Origin of the sequence: Streptomyces sp. NPDC002564 (assembly GCF_042889645.1) — a bacterium.
Lineage (GTDB): Bacteria > Actinomycetota > Actinomycetes > Streptomycetales > Streptomycetaceae > Streptomyces.
Map to the genome: position 1 here is coordinate 1199289 of NZ_JBIARE010000001.1, position 22492 is coordinate 1221780.

Consider the following 22492-nt stretch of genomic DNA (forward strand, 5'->3'; position numbering starts at 1 on the left):
GGTACGGACCAGAACTGATCATTCGGCGCCCGTACCGGTCACCCGCAGCAGCACCACCGAGCGGGCCGCCACGGTCACCGCCTCGCCCGCACGGTGCACGGTGGCGGGCGGGGCGCCCTGGTCCTCCAGGGAGGTGTCCACCACCAGCTCGTAGGACCCGGCCCACGGCGGGCCCGGCAGCACGAAGCGCGCCGGGCGGTCCGCCGCGTGCAGCACCGCGAGGAAACTGTCGTCGACGACCGGCGCGCCCCGCTCGTCACGGCCGGGGATGTCCCGCCCCGACAGATACATGCCGAGCGTCGCCGCGGGCGCGTACCAGTCGTCCTCCGTCATCTCGGTGCCGCCCGGCGTGAACCAGGCCAGGTCCCGCAGCCCGTCCGCGGAGTGCGCCCGGCCCGAGAAGAACGCCCGCCTGCGCAGCACCGGGTGACGGTGTCTCAGCTCGATCAGGCGGGCGGTGAGCGCGAACAGCTCCCGCCACCCCGGCTCCTCCCGCAGCCCCCAGTCGACCCAGCTGATCTCGTTGTCCTGGCAGTAGGCGTTGTTGGAGCCCGCCTGGGTGCGGCCCATCTCGTCGCCCGCCACCAGCATCGGCACGCCCGTGGACAGCAGCAGCGTCGTCATGAGGTTGCGCAGCTGTCTGCGGCGCAGCGCCGTGATGCCGCCGTCGTCCGTCTCGCCCTCGGCGCCGCAGTTCCAGGAGCGGTTGTCGTCCGAGCCGTCCCGGTTGCCCTCGCCGTTGTCCTCGTTGTGCTTGCGCTCGTAGCTCACCAGGTCCCGCAGCGTGAACCCGTCGTGCGCCGTCACGAAGTTCACCGACGCGTACGGTCTGCGCCCGCCCCACGCGTACAGGTCGCTCGACCCCGAGAGGCGGTACCCCAGGTCCCGTACGTCCGGCAGCGCGCCCCGCCAGAAGTCCCGCACCGCACCCCGGTAGCGGTCGTTCCACTCCGTCCACAGCGGCGGGAACGCCCCCACCTGGTAGCCCCCCGACCCCACGTCCCACGGCTCGGCGATCAGCTTCACCCGCCGGAGCACCGGGTCCTGCGCGATCACCGCGAGGAACGGCGAGAGCATGTCCACGTCGTGGAAGGAGCGCGCCAGCGCCGCCGCCAGGTCGAAGCGGAAGCCGTCCACGCCCATCTCCGACACCCAGTACCGCAGCGAGTCCGTGATGAGCCGCAGCACGTGCGGCTGCACCACCTGCAAGGTGTTCCCGCAGCCCGTGTAGTCCGCGTACCGCCGCGCGTCGTTCTGCTGCAGCCGGTAGTAGCCGCGGTTGTCGATGCCCTTGAGGGAGAGCGTCGGGCCGAGCTCGCCGGCCTCCGCCGTGTGGTTGTAGACCACGTCCAGGATGACCTCGATGCCCGCCTCGTGCAGCGCCCGCACCATCCGCCGGAACTCGCCGACCTGCTCGCCCCTGGTCCCGGACGCCGCGTACGCCGCGTGCGGGGCGAAGTAGCCGATCGAGTTGTAGCCCCAGTAGTTGCGCAGCCCCCGGCGCAGCAGATGGTCCTCGTGCGCGAACTGGTGCACCGGCAGCAGTTCGACGGCCGTCACCCCGAGGCGTACGAGGTGGTCGACCGCCGCCGGATGCCCGAGGCCCGCGTACGTGCCGCGCAGCCGCTCCGGTATCCCCGGGTGCAGCTTGGTGAAGCCGCGCACGTGCAGTTCGTAGATGACCGAGTCCGCCCACGGCGTCTTCGGCCGCCGGTCGTCGGTCCACTCGTCGTCGGGCGCGTCGTCGTGCACCACCACGCCCTTGGGCACGTGCGGGGCCGAGTCCCGCTCGTCGCGCACCGTGTCCGCCACGTGCTGCTGGGGCCAGTCGCGCACGTGTGCGTACACCTCGCCGGGCAGCCGGCCGTAGTCGTTGCCCGCACCGGCGTCCACCGCGCGCGCGTACGGATCGAGGAGCAGCTTCGCCGGATTCCAGCGGGCGCCCGTCCAGGGGTCCCAGCGGCCGTGCACCCGGTACCCGTACCGCTGTCCGGGGCGCACGCCGGGTACGAAGCCGTGCCAGATCTCGTGCGTCAGCTCGGTCAGCGGACAGCGCGTCTCCACGACCCGGGTGCCCGCCGTGTCGAAGAGGCACAGCTCCACCGCCTCCGCCCCGCCCGCCCAGAGCGCGAAGTTGGTGCCCGCCACCCCGTCGGGGCCCACCCGGAAGCGGGCGCCGAGCGGCGTGGGCGTGCCCGGCCACACGGGTCGCGCCGGGGCGGCGCGGGGCGCGGGGCGCCGGTTCCCGTTCACCGCGGGGGCCGCCCGCCCGGTCGTGCCGCGGCCCGCCGTCCGCGCCTCCTGCACTGCCTCTTGTTCGGGTGCGCTCGACACCTGTCAGCCTCCCGCGGCTCCGTCGGCCGACGCGCGAAGAAGGGCGTGCGGCATCCCGGCCGCGGCTCCCCCACGTCGTCCTCCCCACTGTTCTGCCCACCGGGTGCGTCGCACTCACGTTTCCCCGGCAGGGTGACGGTCGTTGGGTCCCACGTGAGACTGGATGCGAGGCGCGCACGGCGCGCGGGAACCGCGCTGGCCGCGGTACTGACATGGGCGGGCCTGCTGGCCGGGGCCACGGGCTGCTCCTCCGACGGGTTCGACGGACTCCTGGGGAAACCGCGCTCGCCCGCGGACGCCATCCGGGTGTCGCCCGAGGACGACAGCAAGGGGATCAAGGGGGACGAACGCATCGAGGTCACGGTCCCCGACGGCCGTCTGGAGTCGGTCAAGGTCGTCCGGACGCAGGACGCGCAGGAGTTCGACGTGCCGGGGCGCATCGACGACGACGGCATGACCTGGCGGCCGGCGGACCGGGGACCGCTGGCGCTCGCCGCCACGTACAAGGTCGACGCCGTCGCCCTGGACGGCCACGGCCGCCGCTCGGCCCGGCACACCACGTTCCGCACCTACGTCCCCGACGAGCGCTTCATCGGATACGTGACGCCGGAGAACCGCGCCACGGTCGGCACCGGCATGATCGTCTCGCTGGAGTTCAACCGGGAGATCGAGAACCGCGCGGCCGTCCAGCGCGCCATCCACGTCACCGCGTCCCCGGCCGTCGACATCCGCCCGCACTGGTTCGGCAGGACCCGCGTCGACTTCCGGCCGGAGAAGTACTGGAAGCCCGGCACCAAGGTCACCGTCGGCCTGCGGCTGCGGGACGTCCAGGCCGACCGCGGTGTCTACGGACTGCAGGACAAGAGCTTCTCGTTCACCGTCGGCCGCAGCCAGGAGTCCCTGGTCGACGCCGCCGAGCACACCATGGAGGTGCGCAGGGACGGCGAGGTGGTCTCCACCGTGCCGATCACCGCGGGTGCCCCCAAGACCACCACGTACAACGGGAAGATGGTGGTCACCGAGATGCTGGAGGTGACCCGCATGAACAGCCGCACGGTCGGCTTCGGCGGCGAGTACGACATCCCCGACGTCCCGCACGCGATGCGCCTGACGACGTCCGGCACCTTCCTGCACGGCAACTACTGGTCGCCGGACGCCCCCGGCAACACCAATGTCAGCCACGGTTGCGTCGGTCTGCGCGACGTGAAGGGCGGCAGCTCACAGACGCCCGCGGGCTGGTTCTTCGACCGGAGCCTGATCGGCGACGTCGTCGAGGTCATCAACAGCAATGACAAGAAAGTCGCTCCTGACAACGGCCTCGGGGGCTGGAACATGGAGTGGAAGGACTGGCTCAAGAACGGCTGATCCCCCAGGTGATCGCCGGATGATCTCCGGGTGACCGGCCCGCCACCATCAGGTGATCAAGGTCTGCCCGCACCCCTGGGCAGTTGGAACGGAACGGTGACATTGCCGGGCGGCCAACGCCGGGAACCGTGTGGTTATCTATCGCTGGCGCGTGTCCGAAACGCGCAGGTGCACTGGGGTGCGGGCCTGGACCAGGCCGTGCGAGGGGAGACGACATCGTGAACGGGCGACCGATATCGGGGACGTCGAGCGGCGTGCGTGCGCGCGCCCGGCGGCGGGGCGCCAGGACTCTGACGGCGGCGGTGTCGGGGGCGACACTGCTGCTCGTCGCGGCATGCGGGGGCGGCTCGGACTCGGGCGGCGGCGACGGCAATGACAAGGCCGACAAGAACGCCCCCTCGGCGGCCGTCGTGACGATCGCCCCCAAGGACGGCGCGGACGCCGTCGCCACCAGCGGCGCCCTCAAGATAGGCGCCGACAAGGGCAAGCTCTCCGAGGTCAGGGTCGCGGACAGCAAGGGCAACGAGATCCCCGGCCGGATAACCGGCGGCGGCAGCACCTGGACCCCCGACCGGCACCTCGCGGCCGCCACCAAGTACAAGGTGCACGCGGTCGCCAAGGACTCCGACGGCCGGGCCTCCGCCAAGGACACCGCCTTCACGACCCTGACCCCGAAGAACACCTTCGTCGGCCAGTTCACCCCCGAGGACGGCTCGAAGGTCGGCGTCGGGATGCCGTTCTCGGTCAACTTCACCCGCGGCATCACCGACCCGGAGGCCGTCGAGAAGGCCATCGAGATCAAGACCGAGCCGTCCGTGCCCGTCGAGGGCCACTGGTTCGGCAACGACCGCCTCGACTTCCGCCCGGAGAAGTACTGGAAGGCCGGCACGAAGGTCACCGTCAAGCTCAACCTCGACGGCGTCGAGGGCCGCCCCGGTGTCTACGGCGAGCAGGCCAAGACCCTGAGCTTCACCATCGGCCGCAGCCAGGTCTCCACCGTCGACGCCAAGACGCACCAGATGAAGGTCGTCCGCGACGGCAAGCAGATCAAGAAGATCCCGATCACCGCGGGCGCCCCGGGCACCACCACGTACAACGGCGAGATGGTCATCAGCGAGAAGCTGAAGGTGACCCGGATGAACGGCGAGACCGTCGGCTTCGGCGGCGAGTACGACATCAAGGACGTCCCGCACGCCATGCGCCTGTCCACCTCCGGCACGTTCATCCACGGCAACTACTGGTCGGGCGGCGCCTTCGGCAACACCAACGCCAGCCACGGCTGCATAGGCCTGAGCGACGTCCGCGGCGGCTACAGCAAGAAGACGCCCGCCGGCTGGTTCTTCGAGAACTCGATGATCGGCGACCTGGTCGTCGTGAAGAACTCCGCCGACAAGACGATCCAGCCCGAGAACGGCTACAACGGCTGGAACATGTCCTGGGAGAAGTGGAAGGCCTAGCCCCGCCCCTTCGCCACGCCAGGCCCGGTGCACTGTGACCAAGTGCACCGGGCCTTCCGCGTTAACCCCCGCTAACGTGCCTGTCATGACTGCACACCTCGAAGTCGCCGAAGGCGTCGGCACGATCCGCCTCGACCGCCCCCCGATGAACGCCCTGGACGTCGCGACCCAGGACCGCCTCAAGGAGCTCGCCGAGGAGGCGGCCGGGCGGGACGACGTACGCGCCGTGGTGATCCACGGCGGCGAGAAGGTGTTCGCGGCGGGCGCGGACATCAAGGAGATGCAGGCCATGGACCACGCGGCCATGGTCAAGCGCTCCGGGGCGCTGCAGGAGTCCTTCACCGCGGTGGCCCGCATCCCCAAGCCGGTCGTCGCCGCCGTCAACGGCTACGCGCTGGGCGGCGGTTGCGAGCTGGCGCTCTGCGCCGACTTCCGCATCGCCGCGGACAACGCCAAGCTCGGCCAGCCGGAGATCCTGCTCGGCGTCATCCCCGGCGCGGGCGGCACCCAGCGCCTGGCCCGCCTGGTCGGCCCGTCCAGGGCCAAGGACCTCATCTTCACCGGCCGGCACGTGAAGGCCGAGGAGGCGCTCGCCATCGGGCTGGTGGACCGCGTCGTGCCCGCCGCCGAGGTGTACGAGCAGGCGCACGCCTGGGCCGCCCGCCTGGCGCAGGGCCCGGCCATCGCGCTGCGCGCGGCCAAGGAGTCCATCGACGCGGGTCTGGAGACCGACATCGACACGGGTCTGGCGATCGAACGCACGTGGTTCGCGGGCCTGTTCGCCACCGAGGACCGTGAGCGGGGCATGAGCAGCTTCGTGGCCGAGGGCCCGGGCAAGGCGAAGTTCATCTGATCGGACCGGTTCCCTCCCGCTGCGGTCGGCCCTTTCCGCATCAACTGGCAGCCTCAGGTGACGAGTTGAACGTACGTCAGGGGAGTTGCCAGCCCGCTGGGTGGATTATGGCCGACTTAAGAGAACCTTAAGCGTGCCTGTTCCTGTGCGATGGGTGATCATGCGTGAGCGTGAAGTCACCGCAGGTCAGGGCTTGATGCGCGGTTCATTTCTGCCCATGGCATATGTCAGGGGAGTCCCCCGGAATGGATGGTTCCGGGGGGCTTATTCCGCCGGAACGGCCCCGGAGAGCGCTCTGGGCGGCCATGATGGGGGCATGGCGGGGCTGGAGGGTTACGAACGGCCGCGGCGGCACGGCAGTGCGACCGCGGCGCGCTGGTCGCCGGCGGTCGAGGACGAACACGCGCTCAAGGCGCTGGAGTTGTTCGGAAATCCGACGGACGCGGAGGTGCCGCTGCCGTCGCGCCCGGAGTCCGCCGCCATCGCGCGCCGCCTCGCGCAGGTCGTGGTCCTGCGCCACTGGGGGCTCTCCCCGAAGCTCACCGAGGACGTCGTCCTGCTCGTCTCCGAGCTCGTCGGGAACGCCGTGCGGCACACCGGCGCCCGGGTCTTCGGGCTGCGCATGCAGCGGCGGCGCGGCTGGATCCGCGTCGAGGTCCGCGATCCCTCGCGCGGGCTGCCCTGCCTGATGCCGGTCCACGAGATGGACCTGAGCGGCCGCGGCCTGTTCCTCGTCGACAAGCTCTCCGACCGGTGGGGCGTGGACCTGCTGCCGCGCGGCAAGACGACGTGGTTCGAGATGCGGGTCGCCGACCGCTGATACGCGAAAGCCCCCGGCGGCCGTCGTGCGGCGCGGTGGGGGCCTTCGTGAAGCGCCGCGGATGTGTGGGGTGTGGTCCGCGGCGGCTGCTGACGACCTGAGCCCGGGTCAATGGGGGTCGTGTCCCCGACTATGGCAGACGGACCCCAGCGATCCAAAAGTCCTTATCGGTGCATTGATGGGCAAACCGTGACAGTTTAGAGGTGAATCCTTGGTGAGATGGGACACCTGCCTGGTAAACGCTGGTTAAGCACAGCCTGTGACAGGCGATACGCAAGGCCCGGGGGAGCGGTCGCGGGCCCGGTACCCCCGACCCGTGACGGTCCCGAAGCGGGCAATCAGCATCTTTTCCATTCTTTTCCCATTAAATGGTCGCGTGATCGAGACCGACCGCCGCAGCGCCCTGCGCGCGGGCGCGGGCCTGGTCGCCGCGGGCGCCCTCACCGCCGGGTGCGCCCCGGCCGGCCACGCCCCGGCGCCCGCCCGCCCACCCGCGTCCACGGCCCCCCGCCCCGCCCGCCCCGCGGCGGCCGCCGCCCCCGCGCCCCACCGCTTCCCCGGCCGTCCCGCCCAGATCAGCCACGGCCCCCGCACCCGCCCCCGGGTCGCCCTCACCTTCCACGGCCAGGGCGACCCTGCCATCGCGAGGACCCTGCTCGCCCAGGCGGAGAAGGCCGGCGCCAAGGTCACCGTGCTCGCCGTCGGCAGCTGGCTCGACGACCACCCCGACCTGGCCCGCCGCATCCTCGACGGCGGCCACGACCTGGGCAACCACACCCACCACCACCGCGACATCAACGGCATGTCCGAGGCCGACGCCTACGCGGAGATCACCGGCTGCGCCGACCGCCTGCGCCGCCTCACCGGCTCCATCGGCACCTGGTTCCGCCCCTCGCGCACGCGGACGGCGACCCCCCTGGTCGAACGCCTCGCCCGCCGCGCGGGCTACCCGCACGTCCTCTCGTACGACGTCGACTCCCTCGACTTCACGTCGCCGGGCGCCCCGGCGATCACCCGCACCGTCGCCGCGGAGGTCCGCGAGGGATCCGTCGTGAGCCTGCACTTCGGGTACGCGGACACGGTCGCCGCACTGCCCGCCGTCCTGGAAGAACTGGAACGCCGCGGCCTGCGCGCGGTCACGACCACGGAGCTGCTGACCTGATGTCCCAGAACCCGACCCCGAACCCGCCCGCGCAGCCGACGCCGGACACCCCCCGTAACCCCGCCGCCCGGCGCGCGGCCCGGCCCCACCTCGCCAAGCGCACCGCGGCCCTGCTCGCCGCCGGTGCCGCGCTGGCCGTCCTCGCCGGGTGCAGCGGCGACCGGCACGCCGACGAGGCCCTCGGCACCGAGGGCATCCGCAAGCCCGCCAGGCCGAAGGCAGCCCCGGGGCTGCCCGGCATGCCGCCGGTCCTCGACCCGAAGGACGCCTACGCCGCGGACCGGCCGAACGCCCTGCAGCCGGTGTCCAAGACGTTCCTGCCGCGGATCTACGTGCCGAACACCGAGTCCGACACGGTCTCCGTCATCGACCCCAAGACGTTCAAGGTCGTCGAGACCATCCGGGTGGGCGACCAGCCCCAGCACGTCGTCCCGTCCTGGGACATGAAGACGCTCTGGGTCAACAACGACCTCGGCGACAGCCTCACCGCGATCGACCCCGTCACCGGCAAGACCGGCCGCACGGTCGACGTCTCCGACCCGTACAACCTCTATTTCACGCCGAACGGCAAGCACGCCATCGTCATGGCCTCCATGGACCGCGAACTCGTCTTCCGGGACCCCAGGACCATGAACCGCGTCAAGACCGTCCCCGTCACCTGCGCGGGCGTCAACCACGCCGACTTCTCCATGGACGGCCGCTACTTCATCGTGTCCTGCGAGTTCTCCGGGGAGCTCCTCAAGGTCGACACGGAGAAGATGGAGGTCGTCGGCCAGCAGAAGATCCCCTTCCAGGGCGCCATGCCGCAGGACGTGAAGATGTCCCCGGACGGCAAGACCTTCTACATCGCCGACATGATGGCGCACGGCATATGGGTCCTGGACGGCGACAAGTTCACCACGCCGAAGCTGCTGCCCACCGGCAAGGGCTGCCACGGCCTGTACGTCAGCCGCGACTCCAAGGAGATGTACATCTCCAACCGCGGCGAGGGCACGATCTCCGTCTTCGACTTCCCGAAGAGCAGGCTGACCAAGAAGTGGAAGCTCCCGCAGGGCGGCAGCCCCGACATGGGCGGCGTCTCGGCGGACGGCAACACGCTGTGGCTCTCGGGCCGCTACGACTCCGAGGTCTACGCCATCGACACGCGCACCGGGGTCCAGCTGGCCCGCATCCCGGTCGGCTCCGGCCCGCACGGACTCGCGGTCTATCCGCAGCCGGGCCGCTACTCCCTCGGCCACACGGGAATCTTCCGTTGAACGATGGATGGTTGACGGTTGACCCTTGCTGACACCGGGCACAAAACGGGCAGCTCAGGAACCAGTCCGGGAACCTGACTCCCCCCACTCCCGGAGGCGCCCGTGATCCGTGGCATCGATGTCAGCTCACACCAGTCGTCGTTCGACACGGACGGCCTCTCGTTCGTCTTCATCAAGGCGACGGAAGGCCGTTCGTACACCAACCCCAAACTCGCCGCCCAGACCAAACTCTCCCGCGACGGCGGCTGCGTGACCGGCTTCTACCACTTCCTGTGGCCGGGCAACATCGCCGCACAGGCGGCGTACTTCGTCAGCAAGGCCCCCGAGAAGGCGGGCGACCTGCTGGCGGTCGACTGGGAGACGACGGGCGACGGAACACACGCGTCCAACGCGGACAAGGACCGCTTCATCCGCGAGGTGAAGCGCCTGCGCCCCCACCACCGCGTTCTGCTCTACTGCAACCGCGATTTCTGGTTGAACCGCGACGTGACGTCCTACGCGGGCGACGGACTGTGGATCGCCGACTACGTGACGGCGGGCAAGCCGCGCATCCAGGCGCAGTGGACGATCCATCAGTACACGTCGACGCCGCTCGACAAGAACGTGGCCGACTTCGAGAGCAAGGCGACCCTCGAGGAGTGGGCCACGCCCTGAGGTCCGGCGGGGCGGCGCCGGCGCGCCGTCAGGCCCGCCACTCCGGGGTGCGTTCCGGGGAAGCCGCGGCCAGGGCCTTGGTGATCTCCTCCACGTCTCCCGCGTTGCCGTACACCGGGGTGCCGGGCTGCTGGCGCCAGGAGTCGTCCTGGCCGCCGTTGTCGACGGTGTCGAAGCCGAGTTCGTCGATCAGGTCGCGTACGACCTTCTTGGCGGCCTCGTCGTCGCCCGACACCGGCAGGGCGACGCGGCCGGGGGCGCCCTTGGGCAGGGGCTTGTCGAGGATGTCCTGGGCGTAGGTGCCGTTGAAGGCCTTGATGACGGGGTGGCCGATCTGCCGCTCCGTCCAGCGGCTCTCCGTCAGGCCCTCCTCGATCTCGGCGATCCTCCCGTCGCGCTGTTGCGGGTAGTAGTTGCCGGTGTCGATGACGGCGGCGTTCGCGGCCGCGCCGTCGAGGAAGCCCGCGGGCAGGCCCGGCACGGCCTTGAGCGGGATCGTCACGACGACGACCTGCGCGCCGCGCGCGGCCTCCTCGACCGGGACGGGCGTCGCGCCCGTCTCCTCGGCGAGGGCGGTCAGGGTGTGCGGGCCGCGCGAGTTGGCGACGGAGACGTCGTGGCCGAGGGCGGTGAGGCGGCGGGTGAGGTTGCCGCCGATGTTGCCCGCGCCGATGATGCCGATCTTCATGACTGCCATGCCCTTCCGGTGGTCCGGTGTCGTAACGGAGGTAACCTCCGGATCGGGTGGGGTATTCCGGGGGGGGGCTTGTGGGGTCGGCCTGGAAGATCTGCTTGCGCGATCTGCTTGCGGGATCGGCTTGTGGGGGCGGCGTTAGCCTGGGGCCGTGCGGGGTCGGCCGCGGTCGGTCCCGGTGGCGGCGGTACGAGCGGAAGCGGGGTTGCGACGGGTGCGGCGGGTTGCGGCAGGCGGGATGTCGGGCGGGGCGGCAGGCGGCCGGGCCGGCGGGGGCGGTCGGGTGGAAGCCGGTGGCGGCGCATGACGGGCGAGCGGTCGCGGCCGGCGCCTTCGCGCCGGGCCGTGCTCGCCGTGGCGGGGCTGCTGCCCCTGTCCCTGTCCGCGTGCGGGACCGGCGACGGGCCGGATCCGGACCGGACTGCGGACCGGGGTGCGCACTCGCCCTCGGCGCGGCCCTCGGGCGACGGCTCGGAGCGGCCCGCCCCGTCCCCGGACCCCGCCCGTCTCGCCTCCCGCTTCGCCGCGCTGGAGCGCACGTACGGAGCCCGGCTCGGCCTCCACGCCGTCGACACGGGCAGCGGCGCCACGCTCAGCCACCGCGCGGACGAGCGCTTCGCGTTCTGCTCCACGTTCAAGACGCTCGCCGCGGCGGCCGTCCTGCACCACAACCCGCCGAGCCACCTCGACCAGCGGATCACCTACACCGCGGCCGACGTCGACTCGATCTCGCCGGTCACCGAGAAGCACGTCGCGACCGGCATGACCGTCCGTCAACTGTGCGACGCAGCCGTCCGGTACAGCGACGGCACCGCCGGGAACCTCCTGATGCGCGACATCGGCGGACCCGCCCGGCTGACCGCCTACCTGCGCGGGCTCGGCGACGACGTCAGCCGCATGGACGACTACGAGCCCGAGCTGAACGACGTACGCCCCAAGGATCCGCGCGACACCACCACGCCCCGGGCGATCGCCGCCGACTACCGCGCACTCGTCCTCGGCGACGCCCTGCCCGCCGCCGAACGCGCCCTCGTCAAGGACTGGCTGCTGCGCAACGCCGCCGCCGTCGGGGCCGAGCGCATCCGCGCGGGGCTCCCCAAGGGGTGGACGGCGGCGGACAAGACCGGCACCGGCAACTGGGGGCGGGCCAACGACATCGCCGTCCTGTGGCCGCCGGACGGCGACCCGCTGGTCCTGGCCGTCCTGACCGACCGGCCACGCCGCGACGACCCGCCGAGCAACGCCCTCATCGCGGCGGCGACGCGATCGGCCGTCGCGGAGTTGGCGCGGTAGCGCCGGGAGGCGGAACGGTGCGGTCGGCCTGTGCGGCGGGCCTGTGCGGCGGGCCCGTGCGGCGGGCCCGCGGGGTGGGCCCGCGGGGTGGGCCTGTGCGGTGGGCCCGTGCGGTGGGGCGGATCTGGGCGGCCGGGCCGTGCCGTGGGTCTGGTCGGAGGGTCGTCCGGTTGGTGGTTCCGCTTGGTGGCTCCGGTCGGTGGGTCCGGCCGGGGCGTGCCTGGTCCGCGCCCGCCCCGGCCACCAGGTGAAACGCCCCGCCCCGGTCGTCCCGCTTCCGGATACCCTCCGGACCGCCTTGCGGCCGATACCGGCCGGAGGACCGGCCCGTGACCGCAGAGAGGACCGCCCCGTGACCGACCCGTCCCCGTCCCCGCCCCTGTTCCCCCCGTCGGCCGGAGACGACCCGACCGCCAAGACCCCCGCCACGGCCCCCGCCACGACCCCCGTCCTGTCCGCCGACCGCGTCACCGTCGTCCGTGACGGGCGCGCCATCCTGGAGGACGTCACCCTCGCCGTCCGGCCCGGCGAGCACTGGGCGCTGCTCGGCGCGAACGGCGCGGGCAAGTCGACGCTGCTCAGCCTCTGCGGGGCCGTCACCCACCCCACGCACGGCACGGTCGAAGTGCTCGGGCGGCGGCTCGGCAGCGTCGATCTGCGCGAGCTGCGGGCGTACGTGGGACACGTCAACCCGCGCCATCCGCTGCGCTCGCCGCTGGCGGTCCGCGACGTCGTCCTCACCGGGCTCACCAACAGCGTCGAGCCGGTGCCGCGCCGCCGTCCCACGCCCGGGCAGGAGGAGCAGGCCGACCGTCTGATCGCCCTCCTCGGCCTCGCGCACCGCGCCGACGCGCGCTGGCCCACGCTCTCCCAGGGCGAGCGCGGCCGCACGCTGATCGCCCGGTCGCTGATGCCCCGCCCGCGCCTGCTCCTGCTCGACGAGCCGGCCACCGGCCTCGACCTCGCCGGGCGCGAGCGCCTCCTCGACAGCCTCGACACCCTGCGCGAGGCCCGTCCGGAGCTCGCCACCGTCCTGGTCACCCACCACCTGGAGGAGCTGCCCGCGGGCACCACCCACGCGCTGCTCCTGCGCGACGGCCGCGCGCTCGCCTCCGGCGCGGTCGACGACGTGCTGACCGGTGACCGGATCAGCAAGTGCTTCGACCACCCCGTGCGCCTGGAGCGCAGGGACGGCAGGTGGAGCGTGCGCACGCACCGCTGACCCGCGGCGGATCCCCGGGCCGGGCGGGGACGCGGCAGGGCCCGGTGCGCACACCGCGCACCGGGCCCTGCCCGGCCGTACCGGCCACCGCCGGCCGGACCCCGCTACTTGTTCAGGCTCGCCCAGAACTCGTCGAAGGAGAGACGCTTGTCCGCGTTGCTGTCCTTCGCGGCGATCACGGCCTCGGCCACCGCCTCGGTCTGGTAGAAGTCGCCCATCTTGGCCATGGCGCTCTTCCACTCGGCCGCCGTGATGAAGCCGTCGCCGTCCGCGTCGAACTGGTCGAACGTCCTGCGCGCTTCCTCGATGTCCGCCACCGGATCCACCCCTTCTTGTGCACTACTGACGGGGCTCAGGGTAACGGCCGCCCGATGGCCGGATGACAAGGAGTAGGTCCATGGCCAGCACCTCCGCGACGCCTGCGGGACCCCGGCCGAGCCGCGGCGCGCCGCGTCGTGTCCGAACCGAGACCTTCGTCCACTTCTTGTTCACGAACTGAGATCCGGGCCCGCTTTCCGCGCGCGACGGGTGCGGTACAACGTGACCGAGGGGGCCGTGCGCCGCCGTGAGGGGAACGTGGTGGAGATGGTCGTAGGCGCGCCGGGGACCGCGCGGCGGGCGCCGTTCGTGGGCAGGTCCGGTGAACTCGGCGGCCTCGAAGCGCTGCTGACGGGAATGGGGCGGGGCACGGGAGCCGGTGTCGTCGACGTGGTCGGGGAGCCGGGGATCGGCAAGAGCAGACTGCTGACCGAGTTCGCGGCGCGGGCCCGCGCCCGGGGCGTGACCGTGCTGCGGGGGCGGGCCTCGGAGCGGGTGGGCGGGCGGGCGCTGGGGCCGTTCACCGACGCCTTCGCCGAGCTGGACCCGCGCGCGAGGCGGGCGTTCCCCTCCCTGGAGCGGCTGCCCGCGGCCGTCCGCGGGGACGCGGGCCTCGACGCGCGCGAGCGGCTCGACGGGGCCGGGTGCCCGGTCGGCACCGACCCGGCGGCCGGCGACGGCGCGGCCGAGGACCGCGCGGGCGCCGGGACCGGGGACCGCACCGGGGAGGGCGGCGACCGGGGCCGGGGCGTGGGCGGGACCGGAGGGCACGGAGACCTGTTCGGGCTGTGCCGGGACACCGCCCTGGCCCTCGGCGGCCTGACCGGGGCGGGGCTGCTCCTCGTCCTCGACGACCTGCACTGGGCCGACGACGCGTCCCTCGACCTCGTCGACCACCTCGTACGTCATCCCGTCCACGCACCCTTCCTGCTGGCCGTCGCCCGGCGGGAGCGGCAGTCCCCGGCCGCCCTCGACGCCGCCCTCACCCGCGGCCTCGACACCGGAACGGTCCTGCGTCTGCCCCTCGGACCGCTCGGCCGGGGCGAGTTGACCGACGGCCTCGCCGCCGGTCTGCCGCGCGAACGGGCCGCCGAGATGTACGCGGCCAGCGAGGGCAACCCGCTCTACTTCCTCTCCCTCCTGCACGGGCGCCCCGCGGCCCCGCCCCTCGACGAACTGGCCGCCCTGGCCCCGCGGGAGCGCGCCGCCACCGAAGCCGCCGCCGTGCTCGGCGACCACGCGACCACCGACCTCATCGCCGCCGTCACCGGCATCGACCGCGGCGAACTCATCGTGGTGCTCAGGGAATTGGTGCGGCGGGACCTGCTGAGGGCGGAGTGCGCGGGACGCCGGCTCGCGCCCCGGCACCCGCTCCTCGGCGCCCAGTTGCGCGAGGCCGTCGACCCGTGGCGCCGCCAGGAGCTGCACCGCGCGGCCGCCGCCGAGCTCACCCGGACCGGCGCGCCGCTCGCCGACCGCGCCCACCACGTCGAGCGCTCCCTCACCCGCTGGGACCCCAAGGCCGCCGCGATCCTCACCGAAGCCGCCGAACAGGCCGTCGCCACCGCCCCCGCGGAGTGCGCCCGGCTCCTCGCCACCGTGCTGCACGTGCTGCCCGACAGCCCCGAACACCTGCACACCCGGCGCGAGTTGATGCTGCGGCGCGCGAGCGCCCTCGGCATGACCGGCGCGGTGAAGGAGAGCAGGGACCTCCTGCACCGGCTGATAGGGATGCGCGACCCCGGCCCGGCGGCCGACGACGCGCTGCGCACCGCCGCCGTCGTGCAGTGCGCCTTCATGGAACGCCACCTGGGGCGGTACGCGGCGGCCGGCGCCCTGCTCCGCAGGGAACTCGACCGCCGCCCCTGCCCGCCGCCCGCCCGGCACGCCGGACTCGTCGTCGAGTGGGCCAACCTCGCGCTGTTCGCCACCCGCTTCGCCGACGTGCGCGACGCGCTCACCCGGACCGTGGCCGACGCCCGGGCCCGCGGCGACGAGCTGGGTGCCGCGGAGGCGCTCACGCTGTCCGCCATGGGGGAGGCGTACGAGGGGAACACCGCCGCCGCGCGCGAGCACGTCGCCGAGGCCGCCGCGCTCGCCGACGTCACCACCGACGCCGACCTCGCCGGGCAGTGCGAGTCCCTGGTGCGGCTCGCCTGGACCGAGGCGTTCCTCGACGACTGCGCGGCCGCGCTGCGCCACGTGGAACGCGGCGTCGACCTCGCCCGGCGCACCGGCCGCCCCTTCGCCCTGTCGCAGTTGCTGCTCTGCGGCGCGTACGCCCTCCTCACCACGGGCCGTGTGCGTGACGCCCTGGAGCGGGCCGACGAGTCCGTGGCCGTCGCCCGGTCCCTCGGCGGCGTCGAGCTGCTCGGTTTCGCCCGCGCCGTCCGCGCCCTGGTCCTGCTGCAGGCCCGCCCGGCGGGCGATCCGGAGGTGCTGGCCGCCGCGGAGGAGGCGGCCGCCACGGTGGGTGCGGTGGACGGCTGGTGGGCGACGCTGTCCCGCTGCCTGCTGGGGTACGCGGCGCTGGGCTCCGGCGATCCCTACCGTGCGCGGGACGTCCTGCTGGACGCCGGCGGCGGCCGTGACCTGCCCCGCGTGCAGCCCTCGGTGCGCCCCAACTTCCTGGAACTGCTCGTCACGTCGGCGCTGGCCACGGGCGATCTCGCGGACGCGGAGCACTGGGCGGCCCGTGCCCTGGCCGAGGCGGACCGGCTCGACCTGCCCGTCCAGCGGGGCGCGGGGCTGCGCGCGGCCGGGCTGCTCGCGGCGCGGCGCGGTGAACCGGCCGTCGCGGCGCGGGCGTTCACCGAGGCGGCCCGGGAGAGCGCCCGCTCCGGTGCGGCCCTGCGGGAGGCCCAGAGCCTGCTGCTCGGCGCCCCGTTCGTGGCCACGACGGGCGACGGCGCGCGGGCCGCCGCGATGGCCCGCCGGGGCCGCCGTCTCGCCGAGGAGGGCGGGGCGCGGCTGCTGCTCGACATGACCGCGCGGACGGCCGGGTGGTACGCGGGCGATCCCGCGCCGCGCCCCGGCGTCCCGGGCGCGCCCTGGCCCACGGCTCGCGCCACGGCGTCCCCGGCGACGACCGCCACCCCCGCGACCACCCCGGCGCCCGCGACCGCCTCGTCCACCGACACCACCCGGTCCGGCCCCGCGTCGCCGTACGGGCCGCCCCCTCAGGCCGGCCCCGTCACCCCGTACGACCCGGCCACCCCCTACGATCCCGCCTCGCAGTACGGTCCGACGGCGCAGGCCGGCCCCGTCACCCCGTACGACCCCGCCACCCCCTACGACCCCGTCGCGCAGTACGGCCCCACCGCCGCGACCGATCCCACCACCCCGTACGGCGGCCCCGTCCCCCCGTACGGCGGCCCCGTCGCCCCGCACGGTCAGGCCGCCCCCTACGGGCAGAACCCGCCGGCCGCCGCCCCGCCCCCTTGGCCCGCGCAGCCGAGGGCAAGCCGCTGTGCGCCGGTCGCCCCGCAGCCGCATGGCCAGCCGTGGCCGGGCGAGCCGGATGCACCGGGCGGGCCGGGTGCGCAGGGCGGGCCGGGTGCGCAGGGCGCCGCGGAGGTCCGCGCCCCGCGGTCCGGGCCGGACGCCGCGACCCCGCAGCCCGCCGACCCGCTCGCCACCCTCACCCCCCGCGAACGCGAGATCTCCGTGCTGGTCGCCGAGGGCCTGACCAACCAGGCGGTCGCCGCCAGGCTCTGCCTGAGCACCCGCACGGTCGAGAGCCACGTCGCCCGCATCTACCGCAAGACGGGCGTCACCTCACGCGCCGCGCTGGCCTCGCTGGTGACACGTGGCTCGGGCGGTCACGCCCAGCGGTCTCAGGCGTAAGGGGGCCGCGCCCCGGTCAGCAGATCGCACTCCTCCGCCAGAGTGGCCAGGGAGCCGTCGGGGTCGGGACGCTCGCGCACCGCGGCCGCCACCCGCCGGGCGCGCGCCGCCGCCTCGGTGTGGCGGCCGAGTATGAACTCCAGCCGGGCCGCGAGGAGTTCGGTAGGGTGCAGGTCGGCCAGGCCGGGGCCGCCGCAGCCGCGCAGGGCCTCGATGGCCCGCTCCGCATGGCCCAGCGCCGCCTCGAAGGCGCGTACGTTGGCGGCGTACCGGTCGGGCGGGTCCAGCTCGGCGAGCGGCGGGCCCGCCGCGTGCTCCAGGGCGAGACGGCCCAACTGCGCGTAGGTGCGGCCCAGTTCGACCCGGAGCTCGGTGCGCTCCGGGTCCTGGACCGCCTCGTCGGCGCAGCGGCGGTTCGTGTCGAGGGCCTGCGCCATGACCGCCTCGGCCGCCGCCGGACCCTGCGCGGCCAGGGTCTCCCAGGCGCGCGCCCGCAGCGCGCGGACCAGGGCGCCGTGTTCGCCGAGCGCCCGCCACAGCTCCTCGGCGCGCCCGTAGGCCCGCCCGGCCTCCGCCCGCCGCCCGGCCAGGCCCAGCGCCTGGGCGGCCTGCTGGGTGAGGGCCGCCTCGTGGTGACCGTCGGAGCACGCGCGGGCGATGTCCGCCGCGAGTTCGAACTGCTCGGCGGCCGGCCGGGGTTCGCCGGTGCGCAGGTAGCTGCGGGCGAGCCAGGTGCGGGCCTGCATGCGGTCGTTCGGCTCGTGCTCGTCGTCGAGGTCGGGCAGCGCGGTCTCCAGGACGGACGCCGCCTCCTCGTGCCGGCCGGTCTCGCAGTAGAGCCCGCCGAGCCGGAGCCGGGCCAGCGCGCCCAGGTGCCCGCTCTCCCCGGCCAGGTCGGCGAAGTGCGCCGCGTCGATCAGCAGACGTTCCGCCTGGGCCCCGGTGCCGTCGTCGGGGTGCGTCAGGGACTGCGCGAGGGTCAGGCAGAGCAGGGCCCGCTCGCGCGGCGCGAGCCGTTCGCCCCGGGCGGGGCCCTCGGGGGCGGCCGGCGTGAGGTGCGGGGACCGGCGGCCCGGCACGTCGGCCGCGCGCAGCCCCAGCGGCAGGACGTCGAGCAGCGGCCGGGCCGCCATGCGGGCCAGGCTGCGCTCGGAGACGGCGGTGGTGCCGTTGCGCCGGTCGAAGCGGTCCGCGAGGTCCAGGGCGGTGGCCCGCGCGTGGTCGAGGAGCGCCGCCGCCGTCCACGCCCCGTCGAGCGGGCCGGGCACGGGCCGCTCGCCGTGGCCCAGGTCCACCAGGCGCCGCATCAGGAGGGCGGCGCTGACCAGCCACTCCTGGTGGGCGAGCGGGTCGCCGGTCTGCGCCCAGCGCGGGCTCTGCTCGGCGAGGATCTGCAGCCCGCGCGGTTCGTTGCCGGTGAGCGCGCAGAACTCGACGTGCAGGCCCACGACGGGGCCGAACGTCTCGTCGGAGCGCACCATCCGGTAGCCGCGCAGGTGGTGCGCGCGGGCCTGGTCGACCCGTCCCGCGCGCACCAGGGGCAGCAGCGAGCGGGCGAGGGTCTCGTGCGGTTCCCGGTGGCAGCTGTGCGTGCCGCTCAGGACCGGTTCCCAGTCCTCCAGGGCCGCCCGGTCGTCACCGAGGTCCAGCTGGCGCAGGCCCTGCGTGGCGTACTCGCAGGCCAGGCAGTCGGCCATGTCGTCGCGCGGCGCGGCCGTCCAGGCGGCGTACGCGCGGGCGGCGCGCGCCCGGTCGCCCAGGTGCCGGGCGAGCATGAACTCGCCGCCGTGCACGGCGCGGGGGGAGTACCCGGCGGCCCGGTAGCGGCGCCGGGTCTCGGTCAGCCACTCCTCGATCGAGGCGAGCGGCACGTCGGGCTGCTGGCGCCCGTCGGTCACCACCCACTTGAACATCCAGTGCAGTTGGCGGACGTCGTCCTCGGTGAAGTCCGCCGGGTGCTCGTCGTACATGCCCAGCAGCCGCTCGAAGGGCACGGACGTCTTGGTGCGGTCAGGGCTGAAGCTGTAGGAGTGGACCAGGAGGGTCAGCGCGGCGACGAGCAGCGGCCGGTCGCCGGTGGCGGCGGCCTCCTCGGTGAGCGCCTCGGCGCGGACGTTGCGCGCGCGGCCGTACGGCTCGGCGTCGAGCCAGCGGATGTCGGCGAGGATCTCCTGACGGGCGCGGGCGGGCGGGGCGGGCTGCGGTGTCGTCCGGCGGGGGCCGGACCGGAAGTCGTGCGGCATGGGTCCGGCGCCTACCGGCCCGACCGGTTCCAGGCACTGTCGTACGACGTCGGCGTGTGCTCCCGTGCCGGTGACGCGTGGTCCCGCGACGCTGGCGCCGCCTGCCGCGTGCGGGCCGGTGCCCCTGGCGCGACGGTGTCGTACGAGAAGGCGGAGACGTTCCTGATCGCGCCCAGCAGGCCCATGTGCGGTTCCTAGTTCGGGTGAGGTGCGGATGCGCCATGGATGCGCATACATCACCGGTCAGCCTGTCAAAGTTCCCCGCTCCGCGGCATCCGTAGAACTACGCAATCAACTACGCAAACCAGGTCACGCGCCCCGAACCCGCACCTCGGGCCCGCGCTCGTGCCGTGCGCCCCCGTGCCGCCTGCCTCCGCGCCGCGCGCCCGCGGCCCCCGGCACGACGACGGGCGGGACCGCGACCGGTCCCGCCCGTCATGCGATCCGCCGCCCGGCGGATCGTGTCAGCACTCGATGATGTTCACCGCGAGCCGTCTCCTTGTACTTGACGTATATGTGGATACGCCTGCGGGATTGGGCAGTTGATGATCGGGCGGCATGCGATGGCGTCGGCGAGCCCACTCGGTAGCGGAGATCCGGCGAAGGACGACGCATTTCTGCGCGCGCCGACCGGCTGCCGGGCCTCTTCCCGCTTCGGGGCGTGTTCTCCCGGAATCAGTGCGTGTCGGGCTCCGGGGCCGGCAGGGGGAGTTCGTCGAGGTCGAGGGTGAAGGTGCGGCCGTCGGCCAGGGGGATGGGGAGCTTGCCTGTGCCGTATGCGCGGGTGTGGGCGGTGCTGTAGCCGTTGGAGGTGGGCTCGGTGTGCAGGACGACTTCCCGGGCGTAGGGGTCCACGACGAGGTAGACGGGGATGCCGTACCGGCCGTACTTCGCGGTGCAGTCGTCGTAGTCCTTGCGTGCCGAGGACGTGGAGACGACCTCCGAGATCAACAGGACGTCCTCGAAGCTGTAGCGCTTGCCCTCCTTACGCGCGTCCTCGCGCAGGATGGCCAGATCGGGGGCGGAGTTCTCGTCGGCGGGGAAGTCGAGGTAGACGTCCGAGGTGACCTTCGCATGACGGCCGAGGGCGAGAGAGTCGATCTGCATCGACCTGATCGTGCTGGAGTGCTCTTCGCTCTGCGGGGTCATGATGATCTTTTCGTCGGCGCCGAAGAACACCACGTATCCCGCAGGGAACTCGGTGTGCGTGATCGCGTCGACACTCATGGACGGTGCTCCTTCCCGTGTGCCGTCATGATACGGCGGACAGAGCCGTCACACGGGTGGACATCCGTGACGTGCGCGCGCTGCAGGGGGAACCGGTCCGCACGACGGCCCCGCCAGACAGCGAGGGGAGAGCAGGGCCTGTCGCGTCTGCGCCGTCGTGAATGCGAGGGAGGGCCCTGACAGCGCTGAAATACACAAACGCGCTGGTCAGGGCCCATCTGCCTAGCACTCGATGATGTTCACCGCGAGCCCGCCGCGGGCCGTCTCCTTGTACTTGACGCTCATGTCGGCGCCGGTGTCCTTCATGGTCTTGATGACCTTGTCGAGGGACACCTTGTGGGAGCCGTCGCCGCGCATCGCCATCTTCGCGGCGGTGACGGCCTTGACGGCCGCCATGCCGTTGCGCTCGATGCACGGGATCTGGACGAGTCCGCCGACCGGGTCACAGGTCAGGCCGAGGTTGTGCTCCATGCCGATCTCGGCGGCGTTCTCGACCTGCTCCGGGGAGCAGCCGAGGACCTCGGCGAGGGCGCCCGCCGCCATCGAGCAGGCGGAGCCGACCTCGCCCTGGCAGCCGACCTCGGCGCCGGAGATCGAGGCGTTCTCCTTGAAGAGCATGCCGATCGCGCCCGCGGCGAGCAGGAAGCGGACCACACCCTCCTCGTCGGCGCCGGGCACGAAGTTCATGTAGTAGTGCAGGACGGCCGGGATGATGCCCGCCGCGCCGTTCGTCGGGGCGGTGACCACACGGCCGCCCGCGGCGTTCTCCTCGTTGACCGCCATCGCGTAGAGCGTGATCCACTCCATGGCGCGGGCCTGCGGGTCGCCCTCGGCGCGCAGCTGGCGGGCCGAGTTGGCGGCGCGGCGGCGGACCTTCAGGCCGCCCGGCAGGATGCCCTCGCGGGACATGCCGCGCGACACGCAGGACTGCATGACGCCCCAGATGTCCAGGAGGCCCGCGCGGATCTCGTCCTCGGTGCGCCAGGCCTTCTCGTTCTCCAGCATCAGCGCGGAGATGGACAGGCCGGTCTCGCGGGTCAGGCGCAGCAGCTCGTCGCCGGTGCGGAAGGGGTGCTTGAGGACGGTGTCGTCCGGCACGATCGGGTTCTCGCCCGCCGCGCCCTCCTGGTTCAGCACGGTCTCGTCGACGACGAAGCCGCCGCCGACCGAGTAGTACGTCTTCTCCAGGACGAGGGCGCCCTCACGGTCGTACGCGAAGATCGTCATGCCGTTGGCGTGGTACGGCAGGGCCTTGCGGCGGTGCAGGACGAGGTCCTCGTCGAAGTCGAAGGGGATCTCGTGCACGCCGAGCAGGTTGATGCGCCCGCCGGAGCGGATCTCGTCGACGCGGGCGTCGGCCGTCTCCACGTTCACCGTGCGGGGCGACTCGCCCTCCAGGCCGAGCAGGACCGCCTTCGGGGTGCCGTGCCCGTGCCCGGTGGCGCCGAGCGAGCCGTACAGCTCGGCCCGTATCGCCGCGGTGTGGGCCATCAGGCCCTCGTTCTTGAGGCGGCCGGCGAACATCCGGGCGGCGCGCATCGGACCGACCGTGTGGGAGCTGGACGGGCCGATGCCGATCGAGAACAGGTCGAAGACCGAGATGGCCACGGAAAACTCCAATGGTGGTTGGTAGACGCCGTTGTCTGCCGGGGTGATGCAGAAGTACAAGGCGAAGCAGGACCCACGCGCCCCGAGCGGGAGGGACACGTGGTGCGGGGCACCTCGCCCACTGTCCAGTGTGCAAGGTG

The 22492-nt window shown here is 73.3% G+C and carries 16 protein-coding genes; 10 read left to right on the plus strand and 6 right to left on the minus strand.

Annotated elements, in window-relative coordinates:
- Window positions 1-18: 18 nt before the first annotated feature.
- Window positions 19-2334 carry a glycogen debranching protein GlgX gene (gene glgX / locus ACFYXE_RS05530; protein ID WP_389309060.1) on the minus strand — a complete coding sequence of 772 codons (2316 nt, stop codon included), beginning with the start codon at window positions 2332-2334 and terminating at the stop codon, window positions 19-21.
- A 153-nt stretch (window positions 2335-2487) separates the two neighbouring features.
- Between glgX and ACFYXE_RS05535 the strand changes: the two genes are divergently transcribed.
- The 7 genes from ACFYXE_RS05535 to ACFYXE_RS05565 all read left to right on the plus strand — a co-directional run bounded on the left by ACFYXE_RS05535 (window position 2488) and on the right by ACFYXE_RS05565 (window position 9901).
- A complete protein-coding gene (locus ACFYXE_RS05535) occupies window positions 2488-3699 on the plus strand; it encodes an Ig-like domain-containing protein (protein ID WP_361178850.1) in 1212 nt (403 codons plus the stop codon).
- A gap of 218 nt (window positions 3700-3917) precedes the next feature.
- On the plus strand, window positions 3918-5156 hold the full coding sequence (locus ACFYXE_RS05540; protein ID WP_389309062.1) for an Ig-like domain-containing protein: 1239 nt from the start codon (window positions 3918-3920) through the stop codon (window positions 5154-5156).
- A gap of 85 nt (window positions 5157-5241) precedes the next feature.
- The gene (locus ACFYXE_RS05545) at window positions 5242-6009 is read left to right on the plus strand and encodes an enoyl-CoA hydratase/isomerase family protein (RefSeq protein ID WP_389309064.1); all 768 of its coding nucleotides are present in this window, start codon (window positions 5242-5244) and stop codon (window positions 6007-6009) included.
- Between the two features lie 196 nt (window positions 6010-6205).
- The gene (locus ACFYXE_RS05550) at window positions 6206-6829 is read left to right on the plus strand and encodes an ATP-binding protein (protein ID WP_389309564.1); all 624 of its coding nucleotides are present in this window, start codon (window positions 6206-6208) and stop codon (window positions 6827-6829) included.
- A 376-nt stretch (window positions 6830-7205) separates the two neighbouring features.
- Window positions 7206-7991, plus strand: coding sequence for a polysaccharide deacetylase family protein (locus tag ACFYXE_RS05555; RefSeq protein WP_389309066.1), 786 nt, complete (start codon window positions 7206-7208; stop codon window positions 7989-7991).
- Complete coding sequence (locus tag ACFYXE_RS05560) at window positions 7991-9247, plus strand: YncE family protein (RefSeq protein WP_389309068.1); 1257 nt, start codon at window positions 7991-7993, stop codon at window positions 9245-9247. Before ACFYXE_RS05555 ends, ACFYXE_RS05560 begins: the two co-directional genes overlap by 1 nt.
- A gap of 102 nt (window positions 9248-9349) precedes the next feature.
- Complete coding sequence (locus ACFYXE_RS05565; protein ID WP_389309070.1) at window positions 9350-9901, plus strand: glycoside hydrolase family 25 protein; 552 nt, start codon at window positions 9350-9352, stop codon at window positions 9899-9901.
- A 28-nt stretch (window positions 9902-9929) separates the two neighbouring features.
- On the opposite strand, the gene ACFYXE_RS05570 is transcribed toward ACFYXE_RS05565, so the two are convergent.
- Entirely contained in the window at window positions 9930-10589 is a 660-nt protein-coding gene (locus tag ACFYXE_RS05570) for an NADPH-dependent F420 reductase (RefSeq protein ID WP_389309568.1), read from the minus strand.
- Window positions 10590-10898: 309 nt separating this feature from the next.
- Between ACFYXE_RS05570 and bla the strand changes: the two genes are divergently transcribed.
- A complete protein-coding gene (bla, locus tag ACFYXE_RS05575; RefSeq protein WP_389309072.1) occupies window positions 10899-11888 on the plus strand; it encodes a class A beta-lactamase in 990 nt (329 codons plus the stop codon).
- 451 nt (window positions 11889-12339) lie between these two features.
- Window positions 12340-13110 (plus strand): ABC transporter ATP-binding protein, encoded by a 771-nt coding sequence (locus ACFYXE_RS05580; protein ID WP_389309571.1) that lies wholly within the window; start codon window positions 12340-12342, stop codon window positions 13108-13110.
- Window positions 13111-13214: 104 nt separating this feature from the next.
- On the opposite strand, the gene ACFYXE_RS05585 is transcribed toward ACFYXE_RS05580, so the two are convergent.
- On the minus strand, window positions 13215-13427 hold the full coding sequence (locus tag ACFYXE_RS05585) for an EF-hand domain-containing protein (protein WP_361181717.1): 213 nt from the start codon (window positions 13425-13427) through the stop codon (window positions 13215-13217).
- A 268-nt stretch (window positions 13428-13695) separates the two neighbouring features.
- Here ACFYXE_RS05585 and ACFYXE_RS05590 point away from each other — a divergent pair, with 268 nt between their 5' ends.
- Window positions 13696-17274: an AAA family ATPase gene (locus tag ACFYXE_RS05590; RefSeq protein WP_389309574.1), complete on the plus strand. Its 3579-nt coding sequence runs from the start codon at window positions 13696-13698 to the stop codon at window positions 17272-17274.
- Here the strand turns inward: ACFYXE_RS05590 and ACFYXE_RS05595 are convergent.
- From ACFYXE_RS05595 to ACFYXE_RS05605, 3 genes are all read right to left on the minus strand, one after another.
- Complete coding sequence (locus ACFYXE_RS05595; protein ID WP_389309075.1) at window positions 17265-19517, minus strand: tetratricopeptide repeat protein; 2253 nt, start codon at window positions 19515-19517, stop codon at window positions 17265-17267. The two genes, ACFYXE_RS05590 and ACFYXE_RS05595, sit on opposite strands and share 10 nt — an antisense overlap.
- 675 nt (window positions 19518-20192) lie before the next feature.
- The gene (locus ACFYXE_RS05600) at window positions 20193-20744 is read right to left on the minus strand and encodes a Uma2 family endonuclease (RefSeq protein WP_389309077.1); all 552 of its coding nucleotides are present in this window, start codon (window positions 20742-20744) and stop codon (window positions 20193-20195) included.
- Between the two features lie 222 nt (window positions 20745-20966).
- Entirely contained in the window at window positions 20967-22352 is a 1386-nt protein-coding gene (locus tag ACFYXE_RS05605; RefSeq protein WP_361179465.1) for an L-serine ammonia-lyase, read from the minus strand.
- Window positions 22353-22492: the final 140 nt, after the last annotated feature.

Bases quoted from the DNA above. Each gene is read 5' to 3' on its own strand.
- ACFYXE_RS05545 (WP_389309064.1), top strand. From the start codon at position 5,242: ATGACTGCACACCTCGAAGTCGCCGAAGGCGTCGGCACGATCCGCCTC.
- ACFYXE_RS05550 (WP_389309564.1), top strand. From the start codon at position 6,206: ATGCGCGGTTCATTTCTGCCCATGGCATATGTCAGGGGAGTCCCCCGG.
- ACFYXE_RS05560 (WP_389309068.1), top strand. From the start codon at position 7,991: ATGTCCCAGAACCCGACCCCGAACCCGCCCGCGCAGCCGACGCCGGAC.
- ACFYXE_RS05570 (WP_389309568.1), bottom strand. From the start codon at position 10,589: ATGAAGATCGGCATCATCGGCGCGGGCAACATCGGCGGCAACCTCACC.
- bla (WP_389309072.1), top strand. From the start codon at position 10,899: ATGACGGGCGAGCGGTCGCGGCCGGCGCCTTCGCGCCGGGCCGTGCTC.
- ACFYXE_RS05590 (WP_389309574.1), top strand. From the start codon at position 13,696: ATGGTCGTAGGCGCGCCGGGGACCGCGCGGCGGGCGCCGTTCGTGGGC.
- ACFYXE_RS05595 (WP_389309075.1), bottom strand. From the start codon at position 19,517: ATGCCGCACGACTTCCGGTCCGGCCCCCGCCGGACGACACCGCAGCCC.
- ACFYXE_RS05600 (WP_389309077.1), bottom strand. From the start codon at position 20,744: ATGAGTGTCGACGCGATCACGCACACCGAGTTCCCTGCGGGATACGTG.